This is a genomic window from Eubacterium sp. AF16-48, assembly GCF_003479405.1.
In the GTDB taxonomy this organism is placed as follows: Bacteria; Bacillota; Clostridia; order Lachnospirales; family Lachnospiraceae; genus Eubacterium_G; species Eubacterium_G segne.
The window spans coordinates 404,373-419,230 of the sequence record NZ_QUHB01000002.1 but is presented as its reverse complement, the minus strand read 5'-3'; the positions used below and the strand labels follow the sequence as shown (position 1 = coordinate 419,230).

The window sequence follows — 14,858 nt, the reverse complement described above, 5'->3', positions numbered from 1 at the left end:
CCTGTGCTTTCATTATTCCGGTTTATAATCCTTAAGACATATGTGTCCCACAATACAACTAATGGCAAATAAAACTACAATAACTGCCACTGAAATCAAAAAGAATTCCATTTGCATAATTGGTATTACACATACATCAATAAAGAATAATACAAATAAAACAGTTGATATTTTATTACATATCTGTCCTATTTTTATTTTCTTATCTTCCTTTGTTTCCTGCATATTAGCTCCTTATTCATCAAACAACGGCGTTGAAAAATATCTTTCTGCCGTATCTGGCAATACAGTTACCACTGTTTTTCCTTTTCCTAACTTTTTTGCCAGCTTTATGGCTGCTGCAACATTTGTTCCACTGGAAATTCCGCACATAAGCCCCTCTTTTTTGGCTAAGTCCTTGGCTGTACTTATTGCCTCTTCGTCAGTAACTATATAAATGTTATCATATATATTCTGGTCTAAAATATCAGGTATAACTCCGTCTCCTATTCCCATTTGCAAATGGGTTCCGATATTTCCACCTGCTAAAATGGCTGCATTTTCCGGTTCCACTGCCCATATTTCAATGTCAGGATTTTGTGCCTTTAAAACCTTACCTATTCCTGTAATGGTGCCACCGGTTCCTATACCTGAGCAGAATCCGTCTATGTTTCCCTCTACCTGCTCCATGATTTCCAATCCGGTATGATGTTTATGAGCCTTAACATTGTTAGGATTGGCAAACTGCTGTGGTACATACACCTTTGGATTGTCCTCTGCCATTTTAAGTGCTGTTTTAAGACATTCATCTATACACTTTCCAATGTCTCCGTCATCATGGATAAGAATAACCTCTGCTCCATAATGTTTAACTAGCTTTCTTCTTTCCTCACTAACAGAGTCAGGCATTATAATAATAGTTTTATATCCTTTTACCGCTCCTACTAATGCCAGTCCGATTCCCTGATTTCCACTGGTAGGTTCAACTATTATTGTATCCTTGTTTATTTTGCCTTCTGCTTCTGCCGCCTTAATCATTTCATAAGCCGTTCTTGTTTTTATTGAGCCACCTACATTTAATCCCTCAAACTTCACAAGAACCTGAGCTGAATCTTCATCAACCATATGGTTAAGACGCACCATAGGTGTATGTCCGATAAATTCTAATACATTGTTATAAATCATTTCTAATATCCTTAACGTTCCTTTATTACATTATATAATTTTGTCAACTTGTATTATTATAACTTTAACCAATCTATTAAGCAAGTTTAATTTAAACTAAACACATATGCTAACTATTCATTCTATATCCAACACCTAATTCATTTATTATGTACTTTGCTTCTCCCGGCTTTATTCCCAGTTTTCTTCTTATATTTGCCATGTTCACCTGAAGCTTTTTAACGCTTCCCTCATCAGGATAGCCCCATATTGCCTTAATTATGGCTGTATACGTCATCATTTTTCCGGCATGTTCCGATAAAAACGCCACAATATTGTACTCTGTCTGGGTTAATTTTACTTCTTTTTCATCAACAAAAACCTGTCTTCCATCATAATCTATAACAAGTCCCTCTAATGTGAACTTTCCTCCCGGCAGTTTTCCCTCCTCAGAGCTGTGTCTTGTATTTCTAAGAGCTGCTCTTACCCTTGCTAACAGTTCCGCCGAGCTAAAGGGCTTTGTTACATAATCGTTTGCCCCTGCATCAAGAGCAACTACCTTATCCCTTTCATTAGAACGAGCTGACAATATAATAATAGGAGTCAGTGAGTCATCCCTTACTTCCTTTAAGAAATACATTCCATCCCTGTCAGGAAGACCTAAGTCCAAAATAATAATGTCAGGGAGATGAGATGTGTACATTCCCAGGGCTCTCTCACATGTTTCAGCTACAACAACCTGATAACCTGCCGATTTAAGTATGGTTGTTACCAGATTTCTAATATTATTTTCATCTTCTACTAATAAAACCTTATATTTATTATTGGGCATCTATTTCTTCCTCCGTATCTAATGTAAATCTGAAAACAGCACCGCCACCTTTAATATTTTCCGCACTAATGTCCCCTCCATGTGCCTTTATGATGGTTTTACATACGGACAATCCTATTCCCGTATTGCGTTTTTGTCCGTCTGAAGGTTCTTCCTTATTCTCATAATATCCGGAAAATATGTATGGCAATTTTTCTTTACTGATTCCACAGCCATTGTCCTTTATTTCAAATATAGCCTGCTTCCCCAATACAAACACCCGAAGTATTAATTCTGTCATTCCCTCTGCGTGCTGTATGGCATTTTCCAATATATTTACTATAACCTGTTCAATAAGCATTGCATCCATTGGTATAACAACAATATCCTCCGGCAAGTCCAATGTTATATCAAAGTCAGGGTATCTTTTTCTAAATTTCACAATTACTGAATCTATCAGTTCCTCTAAAACTATTGGTGTTTTTATTATTTTCACATTTCCACTGTCAATTCTTGTAATGGATAAAAGATTTTCCACCATTCTTACAAGCCATTCCGAATCCTCTTTTATTCCCTGTAATATTTTGATTTGTTGTTCTTCCTCTAGTGTATCCCTGTTTTCTAACAGTGTAGCTGCTGAACCATAAATAGTGGTAAGGGGAGTTCTTAAGTCATGGGAAACCGCCCTTAAAAGATTGGCTCTCATTCTTTCCTTCTCTCCTTCAGCTTTCATTGCCTCATGCCTTTTTATCTGGGTGGTTAATGTACTTGTTAATATGGCTATAACTATCATTATAATTGCAGAAATCATATTAACAGGTATCATAAAATTAATTGAAAAGAACGGAAATGTAAAAGCATAGTTAACGGCAATCATGGAAATAAAAGCTGCCACTATTCCATATACATATCCGTTTGTTAAAAGGGATATCAAAAATACAGCAAATATAAACACTGCTGTTATATGTTCATGTACCTTAAACACATGTTGCAACAACAAGCTTATTACAAAAGAAATTAATAATATTCCCGCTGTCACTAATATATTTTTTAAATATGATTTATCTTTTACCATAGCCACTCTCCTTCGTATCTGATTAATGATACCACATAGCCAATTAAGATATAGTAAAATATCTCCAAAGCTTTATTATATATCATAATATTCGCCCTGGAGATATTCCATATTTGTACAAAATTTAAGATTTTGTGCAACGTTTCTATTTAATTTGTTTACTGTGCATCTTTAATTGAAAAGCTGATTCTTCCCATCTTATCTTTTCCAAGACACTTACATTTAACCTTATCACCTAATGTAAGGAAGTCTTCAACATGTTCAACTCTTTCTTTTGCAATCTTAGAAATGTGAACCATGCCTTCTTTTCCAGGTGCAAATTCGATAAATGCACCAAATTCCTTAATACTTACAACAGTACCTTCTAAAATCATGCCTTCTTCAAAGTCTGTTACTATTGTCTTAATGTATTTTATAGCCTTAGCTATCATGTCCTTATCTACGCCACAAACTGATACCATTCCTTCATCAGAAATGTCAATCTTAACGCCTGTTTCTTCGATAATTGCATTAATAACCTTTCCGCTCTTTCCTACAACATCACCAATCTTGTCCGGATCAATCTGAATCATTTCAATCTTAGGAGCGTATGCATTTACTTCTTTTCTAGGTTCAGAAATTGCCGGCTTCATGCAATTATCCATAATGAATAATCTTGCTTCTCTTGTTCTTGCAATAGCACCCTCCACGATTTCTCTTGTAAGACCATGAATCTTAATATCCATCTGAATAGCTGTGATACCTTCTGTTGTACCTGTTACCTTAAAGTCCATGTCTCCGAAGAAATCTTCAAGTCCCTGGATATCTGTAAGCAATACATAATCATCATCTGTATCACCTGTAACAAGACCACATGAAATACCTGCTACCATAGCCTTAATTGGAACACCTGCTGCCATTAATGACATACATGATGAACATGTAGAAGCCATTGATGTAGAACCGTTTGACTCAAATGTTTCTGAAACTGTTCTAATAGCATATGGGAACTCTGCTTCGCTAGGAAGTACAGGTACCAGTGCCTTTTCTGCTAAAGCACCATGTCCGATTTCACGTCTTCCCGGTCCTCTTGATGGCTTTGTCTCACCAACTGAGTATGAAGGGAAGTTGTAGTGATGCATATATCTCTTTGTTGTTTCATTTTCATCAAGTCCGTCTATTTTCTGTGCTTCTGATAATGGTGCTAAAGTACATACGTTGCAAATCTGTGTCTGTCCTCTTGTGAACATTGCAGAGCCATGCACTCTAGGAATAATATCAACTTCTGCTGCTAACGGTCTGATCTGATCAATTGCTCTTCCGTCAGGACGCTTGTGATCTTTCAATATCATCTTACGAACTGTCTTCTTCTGATACTGATAAATAGCTTCTCCTAAAACAGCAAGCCATTCTTCATTATCAGCAAAAGCTTCTTCTAACTTTTCTGTAATCTGTCTTATGTTTTCTTCTCTTGTCTGCTTGTCATCTGTAAATACGGCTACTTCCATATCTGCAGGTGGAACAATTTCCTTAATTGCAGCAAATAATTCTTCAGGAATAGCACAGCTTTCATATGAGTGCTTTTCTTTTCCTACTTCTGCCACAATTTTATCAATAAATTCAATGATAGTCTGGTTTACATCATGTGCCATATAAATAGCTTCTATCATCTTTGCTTCCGGGATAATATTAGCACCTGCTTCAATCATGATAACCTTTTCTCTTGTTGAAGCTACTGTAAGCTGTAAATCTCCCTCTTTCCACTGCTTCTGGCTTGGGTTAATAACAAATTCCCCATCAACTAAACCTACCTGTGTCATGGCACATGGTCCGTCAAATGGAATATCTGATATACATGTTGCAATAGCTGCACCAAGCATAGCTACGATTTCAGGTCTGCATTCAGGATCTACTGACATAACAAGGTTGTTAAGTGTAACATCATTTCTGTAATCCTTTGGGAATAAAGGTCTCATAGGTCTGTCTATAACTCTTGATGTAAGCACTGAATTCTCTGATGCTTTTCCTTCTCTCTTATTAAATCCTCCAGGGATTTTTCCTACAGAATACATTTTTTCTTCAAATTCAACTGAAAGTGGGAAGAAATCAATTCCATCCCTAGGCTTGTCTGATGCTGTAGCTGTTGACAATACCGTAGTGTCTCCATAGTGCATAAATGCTGCACCGTTAGCCTGCTTTGCAACTCTTCCAACATCAACTGTTAAAGTTCTTCCTGCAAGCTCCATACTAAAACTCTTGTACATAATCTTCTTTCGTTACTTTGTTAGTAACTTCTCCTTACTTTTTATTTTATAGCAGAAGAATCCGAAACTACTGTAAAAACCGGTAACAATGCTACTGCCCTTTACAGTGGTCTCGGCATGGTTCTTCTGCCTTTTGTGTAAATTTACACACAATCTATGTTATTATAAATTATTTATATGAAAAATGCAATACAGGGATGAGAGTAAACTCTCATCCCTGTGTATAAATCCGAATGTAATATTACCACCCGGTAAGAAATTATTTACGAATTCCTAATTTTTCAATTAACTGACGATATTCGTCAAGGTCATTTTCCTTAATGTAGTCAAGTAAGCCTCTTCTCTTACCTACCATCTTAAGAAGACCTCTTCTTGAATGATGATCCTTCTGGTTAATCTTTAAATGTTCTGTTAACTCCTTAATTCTGTATGTTAAGATTGCTACCTGAACTGCAGGTGAACCTGTGTCAGTAGGTGTCTTACCATATTCTGCTGCTAACTGAGCTTTTGTCTCTTTTGATATCATTTCTTATTCCTCCTAAAATCTTAATATCCCCTTACACTTAGGCACCGGTTGGAGTATCCAAATGCTTAGTGTAGGTTAAACATACTTTGATAGTATACACCATGATATCTGAAATGTCTATAGGAAAATTGAGAAATATGGTGTATCAGCTATTTCGAGTTTTTGATCTTGATATGTTTTCTCAGCTAACTTATTACAATTTTAATATTTGTTCTAAAAAAATCAATTATCCTCTTTAATATGCTTGTTCTTTTCTTCCTACAAGCTCTATACGTCTACATCAAGTAGACATTAGTTAACTAAGAACACTTATATCAATCAATAATAACTCCAAATAACCGTATTGCTATAACACACATTTCTTATTAAATCAAATATTTTTTATAAATGCTTTATCTCTATCTCAATTCCACGTATTCTCTCTTGTAACCACTCTGCCAGCAGTTTTCTTGAACACCTACCCGGTGTTTTTCCCAGACAAATTATCATTATCCTTTCATATTCCATACAGTCAATCAGAAATCTCCCTGCAATTCCCCTTTCCGAAAGTGTTTCTTTATATTTTGCCACATATTCATCCCACGAAATTGCCCTCTCCGTGTAGGCTTCATAATAACCACACATTGGTGCAAGCATAGAATTATATAAGTAGTCACAATTACATTTTTCCTTCAAACATTTTTTCAGTTCTCCTTCGTTGCAAAATCCCAACATCGGAAATCTGTTTCTTTCTCTCATGTCAACTACAAGCTCAATTTTTTTCTTATTTATTGTTTTAATAAATTCTTCCTGACTTTTCCCCTTAAATCCCATCGTGTATATCTTCATGTATCTTCTCCCATTTTTTAGAATTTCAAGACATTTTCCCCCATCGCCCGACACTATTATTCTAATTCATAAACCGGTTAAGAATCAGTTAAGGACAGGTATTTTGTGACAAAAAAATAAAGGGTATAGCCATTAAGCACGTCATTCCCTTTAACATCAATTAAATTTATTAATTTATATTTCTTTGTATAGCACCCCTATACATTTATCTTTATTAAATAGTACCGATATAAACGACCGTTTAATTTAATACTCTGATTTTATCAAAATATGGGGTGAAAAACAAGTATAAAAAGATATAAATTAGACGTTACCTCTAAATTAATACTAAAATACATCTGAAATCAATAGTGAGTAATTCTTTTGTTCTATTTCCATGTAAATCTCTTGCAGCATCCTAATCGTCATGCTCTAATTCAAATATTACGTTTCCATCATTGTCTTCCAGTCTGTAATCAAGTCCCAGCCAGTCATCTTCCCACAGTTTCCACACCCGGGCTTTGGCTTCCTCTAATGTTACGCCCTCTTTCAGTTTTCTTGTTTGTGTTTCAACTCCGTTATCTGCCACTATTATCATTTTTTCTTCCTTTCCTTAATTCTAAAAAACAAAGGGAACAGCTACTAAGTATGCCATTCCCTTTTCTGTCTGTTATTTCTTTATTCTTACCTTCTTAGCTCTACTCCACTTACCCCAACCGCTTTTATTATAGGCTCGAATGTACACTTTATAGGTTTTACCTTTTTTAAGTCTCTTGAACGCACATGAAGTCGTTTTTCCTTTAAAGCTCTTGGTTTTCGTCTTTGCTTTTTTCCCTCTTCCAAGTACCCATTTTATCTGATACTTTGTTGCTCCATTAACTTTCTTCCACTTAAGGCTTATCCGTTTCTTCTTGTCATTCTTTGCACTCTTAAATTTCATTTGTTTGGGCTTTGCCGGTTTTTTGGTCTGCGGTTTCTTTGTTGTAACCTGTGGCTTACGTGTGGTAGGTGTCTGTGGTTTCTCTGTCGTAGGATTTACCTTTACTGTTGTTGCAGACTGTGTCGGTTTTACGGTTTCCGTTTCTTCCGTGGCAGGTGAAGTTGTTGTAACTTCCTCTTCCGGTGCCGTGGTTGTAGCCTGCGGTTCCTCTGTGTAATACTTCATGTATATCTTCCATGTACGGCTATCCACGTCAAAGTAACAGTCAACACTGTCTCCGGCATTAACCCACTTGCCCGCCTGCTTGTCGTAAAGTCTTCCCTTGTCAAGCGTTCCGCATTCCACCCACAAACCATCGGTGTATGCCCCGTTTCCACTTATTTCCCTTTTCATTGACATTTCAAATTGGCCCTGTTTACAGAACCAGTCTTCCTTCTCTGCGTCATACCATGTGATTATTCCGTAGCCCCTGTCTTTTTTTTCAAGGTCACTTTCCTGATATGCAGGTGTCGTTACCGATTCCTCAGTGGTTGTGGTTTCAGTTTCAGACTGCGTTGGTCTCTCCAGCTTATCCCTGTATTCCTCGTAGTAGACCTTTCCACAGGTATTACATACAATCTTGAACCAACCTTCGGTGTCATAATCACTGTCAGCAGTGTCAATCTTATAGTCATGCGGTTTTATGGCAACTTTTTCCGTTTTCTCATTGCCACACTCACTGCATACTTTCTTTATCTCGCCTTCTTCCGTACAGGTTGGTAGCTTGTTTTCTACCGTTTTGTAGGTATGTGTTGCAGGAAGGGTAAATGAATGGATTTTACCACAGTAATCACAGTGCTCATCAACCTTTCCTTCCTTTAAGAATGTCCCGTCGGTTGTACAGGTTGGTTCTGTTATTTCTGCCAACGGACCCATGACACAATTATCAACTGAGCCATGCTCAAATTCAGTATCGTAGTGCGTTATGGCACTGTACTCAAAAAGTTCGCTTGAAATCTTCTTGGTTGTTCCGACAAGTGCCCTGTTCAGTTCCCACAGTAGCTTGCCATTCTTATTGTACTGTTCATAACCCTCATAGCAATCCACTGTTCCCACCTGGCAGTCCGTCTTGTAATGTTTTCCGTCAAGTCTTACAAAGTTAAATGCATGGGAAACGTTTGAAAGATAGTAGCTCTTAATTCCACAGTCATGCATGAAACGGTTGAACACACGTGTATAACCTCCACATACGGCATAGCCATAAAGTATCGCTTCTATTGGCTCCTGTCCTCCGGATACATGCTGCCCGGACACATCACTTGCATAACCGTACTTTACGTTCTGTTTTATCCATGTGTACGCTAGCTGTATCTTCTGATAATCACACAGGTCAGCATTCAGTATTCCGATTCTGTTTTCAACATCCCTTATCACGTCCATGTATTCATCCCACCGGTCTATCGTGCTGGTGGCATAATCAAACGGAGATATTGATACCCTTGAACCCATTCTTACGGTGTAGTAATGATAATCCCCGGTCACTGCAACACATTTATCCACGCTCCAGTTAAGAGAAACCCTGAAGTCTCCCTGTGAATACACGTACTGACGCCAGTATGTCGTGTCAATATCTTCGCCCTCGTTTTTTATGATGTATGTTTTATTCCTGAAGTCATTCTCATATGACCTTTTTATCACGTCATCAAGCATGGCCTTGTCAGTTACCGAAACCTCATCAAGTACCTTTATGGCAGCTTCCGACAGTTCACTGGCAGTACGCATTCCGCCCTTTTCGGTTATGGTGTATGCCTCTGCCTTACTTCCGCCCGGTAAGACAGTGACAATAACGGTGCAGAAAATAATTATCCATGCCATTATCCTTTTCATTCCAGCTCATCTCCTCTCTTTATTTCTCTCGAACATTTGTTCTGTTAATCCTATTATATCTGATTAAACCTATGTTTGCAATACATTTTTTACTTATTAATAAAAAGTCAGCATTACGGATACTTTTGTCTTTTTTCTTCCTTATATATATTATAATTATATAAGAAGTTTCTCTTTATCCGTAACGTTACCGGTTACTTCCACATAACATCCTACTGTCCGGAAATACCTTTCATGTCTGTTTATACTTTTCTGTCTCTGGGGTTGTTTTTGTTTTCCGTATGGTTATGGTTAATGCAGAACAAGGGGGAAAACTCCCCCTCATCTGCTTTTAGTTTATGAAATTCTGTATCTTCTCTTCTTACCTTTAATGAACAGATAAAGAAGTGTGAGCACAATCATTATCACAGCTCCCGCAATGCCGTAAATCATGCCCTGTGCTCCCGTTGCCGGAAGTTTAAGTGTTGCGTCATTCTTTACCTCATATGTAAGGTCAAAGAACCTGTACACTTCGTTTTCCTCATCCCACTTTGCCTTTGAGGTGTCTGCTCCCATTGCATCCGCCTCAGCCTTTGTGAGTTTAAGTGGAAGTGTTATCTCAACAGGGTCCTTTAACAGGCTGTGTCCGTTTACCGTCTTTGTTTCGGTTAAGGTGTACTTCTGTGGTGGAAGTGTCTTTTCACCGTTTTTAACTCCGAATACAAGTTCACCGTTCTTGTCGGTTTTTCCGGTAATGGTGAGTCCGTTTTCACCCTTTAAGGTAAACTCTGCACCCTCAAGCGGTTTTCCGGTGCCACCATCTGTTTTTAATACCTTAATGGATCCTCCGGTATACTCATCAGTCATCACGTATTCAACTTCCGTGGTATCGTCTGTTACCTCAAACTCTATGTCCTTTGCAAGCTCATAGTTTTCAGGTGCATACTCTTCATGTATCCTGTACTTTCCGTTTCCAAGTCTGAACACACTTGACGTGTCTGCTCCCGTTGTCCATGAATACAGGACATTTCCGCTTTCATCAAGTAACTGCAGTCTTGCTCCCGGAAGAAGGTCTCCGCTTCCCGTTTTCTTTATGATTGAAACAAGTTTCGGCTTGTCAAGCATTGTGATTGTGACTGTTTCCGCAGCTGACGCATCATAAGCATCACCCGTTTCACCGTTCCTGTCAACCTCGTCAACAACTCCGTCCCCGTCATCAGGATTTGTGATGTCATCATCACTTCCGGTTTCCGGTTCAAGGTCGTCTGCAGGTTCATTCGTTGGCAGCTTTCCATCGTCCCAGTTCACTTTGTTTCCTCCCTGGTCCGTAAACTGTGTGCCATCCATTCTGTTGTAGTCATCTTCTGTCACGCCGTTTCCGTCATTCCACTGTCTTCCTGCAACAAACTCTATGTCTTCTGCCTTCTGGTAATCATCCGGTGCCGACACCTCATGAAGATAGTATGTCTCACCTTCTACGAGATAATCTATCTCGTGTTCGCTTCCGTCGGTTGTCCACTGTTCAACAACGTTTCTGTTTTTGTCAAGCACCTGCAGTACACATCCTGAAAGCGGTTCACCTGTATCCGTTGCAAGTTTTATGAATCTTGTCTTTGTGTAATCATCATTCATCACGACCTGCTGTACCTCGTTGCTCTCGCCAACCTCAAAGGTTATGCTTTCAGCAACCACGTATCCCTTTGGTGCCCTTTTCTCAACAAGTCTGTAGGTACCCGTCTTTATTCTGTCTATTCTGTGAGGTGTCTTTTCTGAAATCCAGCTGTCAACAAGGTTGTTCTCGCTGTCATAAAGTTCCATTTCAGCACCTTCTATTTCCTCGCCTGTGGTGATGTCACACTTTCTAAGCTCTAACTTATTGTAATCATCCTTCATTTCCACCTTTGTCACACTTCCGTCTTCATTCACAGTAAATTCAATCGGTGTGGCAATGGTGTATCCGTCAGGTGCCACCTCTTCCGTGAGTGTGTACTTTTCACCTGCCTTTAGTCCGTAAATCTTGTGTGTCTTTCCGTCACTGGTCCAGTGGTCAACAGTGTTTCCGCTTATGTCTGTCACGGTGTACTCACCGCCTGTAAGCTCCTCACCTGTTGTGATGTCCGTCTTGTCAATCCATGTCTCGGTCTTTTTGTTCTCAAAGGTTACTTTAAAGTACGGTATGCCGTCTTCATCAACACCGTCTTCCTTTCCCTTTTCAAGATTCACTGTCCTTGGTGTGTCATCCCTCACGTATCCGTCAGGTGCCTCAACTTCTTCAATTCTGTATGTTCCATATGTCAGCTCTTCCGTCTTGATCAGTCCGTTTTCATCTGTAACAAACAGTCTTTCTTCCTGACTGATTATTTCGTTTCCTTCATCATCGGTGCCTGAAACATCCTGCATGATGTAGCTGTTGTTATTTACGTCAAATATCTTAAAGACTGCACCCTCAATTCTTCCATTGTCCGTGCTGTCTTCCTTGTACAGCTTTATTCTTGCCTTTTCTTCCTCGTTCACTACCGTTATGGTTTTTGCAGTCACGTCACTGTTTCCGCCGTTTTCCGTTGTAAGCTCCACCATCTGGTTTGGTGCCTTTTTGTATCCGTCGGGAACCTTTGTTTCAACAAGGACGTACTTTCCAAAAGGAATGTCTTCAAATGCTGCGTAGCCGTTTACAACCTTTTCTGTTCCACGGCTCTTTACATTGCTGTAATCGTAATCATCAATGTTTTTGTCTGTCACGTCTGCCGGGCACTCATACAGGGTAAACTCTGCACCGTTTAGGTCATTTCCCCTGTCGTCCACCTTGTGTACGTTTAACCTTGCGCTGTCCTCGTCTTCCTCGAAGGTAACGGTGGCATTAAAGGTTGTTGTGCCGCTTCCGGTTGCAATGTCTTCTGCCCTTATCTGTTTTACCTCGTCTGAAAACAGGAACTTTCCACTCTTTGGTGCCTTTGTTTCCTTAATCCAGTAGTCCTTAAGCGGAAGGTTTTCTGCAGCTCCCTTTCCGTTTCTTCCTATTATAATGGTTGTTACCGGAAGGGAAAGTGCGCTGTCCTCATACACGGTGTATTCCGCACCCTCAAGGTCAGCAACGCTGTAGTTCTGTTTCTTTGACTGCTTTGTGACACTTATGTTAAGTCTGTATGACTCGTCAATTAATTCCTCTGCATCTACTGTTCCACCGTTTTCAATGGTGACTGTCTTTCCGTCTGAAAATGTAACCGTGAGATTATCTGCCTTCCATTTGGCTTCAATGTCACTGTAAACCACATGTGCGTCAACCCTGAAGTCCTCAATCTTTCCGTAGTTGTCGGGAACCCTGTCTTCCCTTACAACGAGTTTCAGTGTCTTTGTTCCGTCAGCGTTAAGGGTTGCATGAGACTGGTCATCATTTACTGAAATCTCTGGATATTCAAGCGGCTTTCCCTTAGCATCAATATCCGTTGAGTAAACACCCTTTATGTTTAAACGTTTATTCATCGCCCTGCACAGGCTGTTATCGTCTGCATAGTAAACGTTGAATCCGGCTCCCGTAAGCAGTGTGCCACGCTCATCCTTCTTTCTTAACGAAAAGATTATTCCATTCTTTGCTCCTTCGGATGCATTCCCAATCTTAACACCAAAGGTCTTTGCGTATGCATTTGCGGCATTCCATTCGCCGGCACCCTTTATCAGTCTCTTGTACTTACTGTAATTGTTTTCATCAAGTCTTAACCAGTAATCGCCGTCTGTCGGTCTCTTTCCAACGTTTGCGACCCTTGCCTGATAGTAGGTTGCATTCTTTGTGTCTGCACTGTCTCTTACAATGTCACCTTTCGCATATCCTGCACCCATGACAAAGACACCCTTGTCCTCTTCAACCATGGTGTTTTCATAAAATGGCATGTCAAGTCCGTCCTTTAGACTTATTTCTGCCTCGTCACCATTGTTGATGTACGGTGCCTCAACATCCGTTTCCTTTATCTTGAACTTTCCAAGGTTGTCTGCAGTATAGTTAAAGATGTTTTCCTCGTTTGACTTAATGGAAAATGACGGGGTGTTTTTGTATGCTCCGTATCCGTTGTTCAGGTCCTTTGACCACTCATAAACGTCAAATGTTGCATCAAGTGTCTTTTTATCATCCGTTTCATCAGTCTTTACAACGTTTACCTTCATTATCTTCTTTATGTTCTTTAGGATGTTTGCATTGTTAAGGGCTGATGAATTCTTTACCCACACTGCATAAAGTGTAACCTTTCCGTCTGCATCCGTTGTCAGGTTCTTAACGCTTTCACCGTTTAGGAACTCCGGCTCTGCGGCATCCCTGTTTCTGCTCCATCCAAGGAAGGTGTGCCCCGTTCTTATGTATGCATTCTGTGTAAGGTTAAGGGCTGCGTCATACGTGTGTTCCTGATTTGCCATCGTTCCGGCTGTTGCACCGTTTCCGTCATATATGACGGTGTATCTGTTCACGTCAAACAGTGCGTTGAATGTGACGGTGCCGGAGGTTGCCCTAAGGTTCATGTATGATGTCGGGATGTAGCTGCTCTTCATGGCATCCGCATTTGTTGTTGTGTTAAGTGCTGTTCCCGTTGTGGTCTTTGCACCACCGCTTGTGTAAAAGTAATGGGTGTCATTATCCATTCCCGTTATGTTCCAGCCCTTAAAGGTGTATCCTGCCTTTGTTGGTTTTTCCACGTAAAAGTAGGAATTGCTGTAGTCTGATGTCTTTTCCCCTCCGTCAAGTGCGGTTGTCGGGTTCTGTTTCTGTGTTCTTCCGTTTGACGGGTTTGTGTAAGTGGTGTTGTAACCCTTTGCAAACTTTCCGCCGTCAAGATTGTAGGCTATGCCGTATGAGTTTCTTCCTATATGAAGTGTGATTGTGCTGTGTACACTTGCATTGCCCTGTCTCAATCCGCACTCATAAAGGTTTAATGCCATTATCATGCTCTTTGTGTATGAACTGCTGTTATGTGCCACCGTCACGTCCGTGTATGAGTTCTTGGTTATCGGTGTTTTTACCTTGTCCGCAAGTCTGAATGTGTGATTGTTTCTGTTGTTCTTTTCAACCTTAACGTATGAGGTGTGTGCCGGTACACTAAACTGCAGGTCACACATTAAAAGCGAAACGGTGCCATCCTGTGATGTCACGATGTTCTTATGGGACTGTGTGGCATTGAGCTTAAGCCCCAGCTTCGGACTTGTCACACTTCCCGAATACGTTACGGTGTTGCTTGTTGCCGTTTCATCACCTGCGGATAACTTCTTTCCTGATGCCTTTTTTGCCGTCACGTTTACCCTTAAGGTATCCGTGTCCCCTGTTGTGTCATTTACAACCTTTATGTAAAAGTATCCCGTTGATCCTGAAACCAGTATGGCATCCGCTGCCTTTACGGGCATTGTCATGCCCTCTGCCATGCCAAGGGTAAGGACAAACATCATCACAATGGCTGAAATTCTCTTTATTTTTCTTTTTATTCCATTCATCT

The 14,858-nt window shown here is 39.9% G+C and carries 10 protein-coding genes; all 10 read right to left on the bottom strand.

The features are described 5' to 3' along the window. Positions 1-12: 12 nt before the first annotated feature. Positions 13-225, bottom strand: coding sequence for a hypothetical protein (locus DWW68_RS04245; RefSeq protein WP_118588982.1), 213 nt, complete (start codon positions 223-225; stop codon positions 13-15). Positions 226-234: 9 nt separating this feature from the next. Next, positions 235-1,164, bottom strand: a complete 930-nt coding sequence (cysK, locus tag DWW68_RS04240; RefSeq protein ID WP_021953342.1) for a cysteine synthase A — start codon at positions 1,162-1,164, stop codon at positions 235-237. A gap of 109 nt (positions 1,165-1,273) precedes the next feature. After that, entirely contained in the window at positions 1,274-1,975 is a 702-nt protein-coding gene (locus tag DWW68_RS04235) for a response regulator transcription factor (RefSeq protein WP_118588981.1), read from the bottom strand. Beyond that, complete coding sequence (locus DWW68_RS04230; RefSeq protein ID WP_118588980.1) at positions 1,965-3,029, bottom strand: ATP-binding protein; 1,065 nt, start codon at positions 3,027-3,029, stop codon at positions 1,965-1,967. Before DWW68_RS04230 ends, DWW68_RS04235 begins: the two co-directional genes overlap by 11 nt. A 158-nt stretch (positions 3,030-3,187) precedes the next feature. After that, complete coding sequence (locus tag DWW68_RS04225; RefSeq protein WP_118588979.1) at positions 3,188-5,272, bottom strand: polyribonucleotide nucleotidyltransferase; 2,085 nt, start codon at positions 5,270-5,272, stop codon at positions 3,188-3,190. Between the two features lie 259 nt (positions 5,273-5,531). Further along, a complete protein-coding gene (gene rpsO / locus DWW68_RS04220; protein ID WP_021953347.1) occupies positions 5,532-5,798 on the bottom strand; it encodes a 30S ribosomal protein S15 in 267 nt (88 codons plus the stop codon). A gap of 381 nt (positions 5,799-6,179) precedes the next feature. Beyond that, positions 6,180-6,626, bottom strand: coding sequence for a DUF488 family protein (locus tag DWW68_RS04215; RefSeq protein ID WP_118588978.1), 447 nt, complete (start codon positions 6,624-6,626; stop codon positions 6,180-6,182). A gap of 397 nt (positions 6,627-7,023) precedes the next feature. Further along, positions 7,024-7,203 (bottom strand): hypothetical protein, encoded by a 180-nt coding sequence (locus DWW68_RS04210; RefSeq protein ID WP_118588977.1) that lies wholly within the window; start codon positions 7,201-7,203, stop codon positions 7,024-7,026. A gap of 72 nt (positions 7,204-7,275) precedes the next feature. Beyond that, positions 7,276-9,411: a fibronectin type III domain-containing protein gene (locus tag DWW68_RS04205; protein ID WP_118588976.1), complete on the bottom strand. Its 2,136-nt coding sequence runs from the start codon at positions 9,409-9,411 to the stop codon at positions 7,276-7,278. Positions 9,412-9,747: 336 nt separating this feature from the next. After that, positions 9,748-14,856, bottom strand: coding sequence for a SpaA isopeptide-forming pilin-related protein (locus tag DWW68_RS04200; protein ID WP_118588975.1), 5,109 nt, complete (start codon positions 14,854-14,856; stop codon positions 9,748-9,750). Between the last annotated feature and the right edge of the window lie 2 nt (positions 14,857-14,858).

Bases quoted from the DNA above. Each gene is read 5' to 3' on its own strand.
- DWW68_RS04245 (WP_118588982.1), bottom strand. From the start codon at position 225: ATGCAGGAAACAAAGGAAGATAAGAAAATAAAAATAGGACAGATATGT.
- cysK (WP_021953342.1), bottom strand. From the start codon at position 1,164: ATGATTTATAACAATGTATTAGAATTTATCGGACATACACCTATGGTG.
- DWW68_RS04235 (WP_118588981.1), bottom strand. From the start codon at position 1,975: ATGCCCAATAATAAATATAAGGTTTTATTAGTAGAAGATGAAAATAAT.
- DWW68_RS04230 (WP_118588980.1), bottom strand. From the start codon at position 3,029: ATGGTAAAAGATAAATCATATTTAAAAAATATATTAGTGACAGCGGGA.
- DWW68_RS04225 (WP_118588979.1), bottom strand. From the start codon at position 5,272: ATGTACAAGAGTTTTAGTATGGAGCTTGCAGGAAGAACTTTAACAGTT.
- rpsO (WP_021953347.1), bottom strand. From the start codon at position 5,798: ATGATATCAAAAGAGACAAAAGCTCAGTTAGCAGCAGAATATGGTAAG.
- DWW68_RS04215 (WP_118588978.1), bottom strand. From the start codon at position 6,626: ATGAAGATATACACGATGGGATTTAAGGGGAAAAGTCAGGAAGAATTT.
- DWW68_RS04210 (WP_118588977.1), bottom strand. From the start codon at position 7,203: ATGATAATAGTGGCAGATAACGGAGTTGAAACACAAACAAGAAAACTG.
- DWW68_RS04205 (WP_118588976.1), bottom strand. From the start codon at position 9,411: ATGAAAAGGATAATGGCATGGATAATTATTTTCTGCACCGTTATTGTC.
- DWW68_RS04200 (WP_118588975.1), bottom strand. From the start codon at position 14,856: ATGAATGGAATAAAAAGAAAAATAAAGAGAATTTCAGCCATTGTGATG.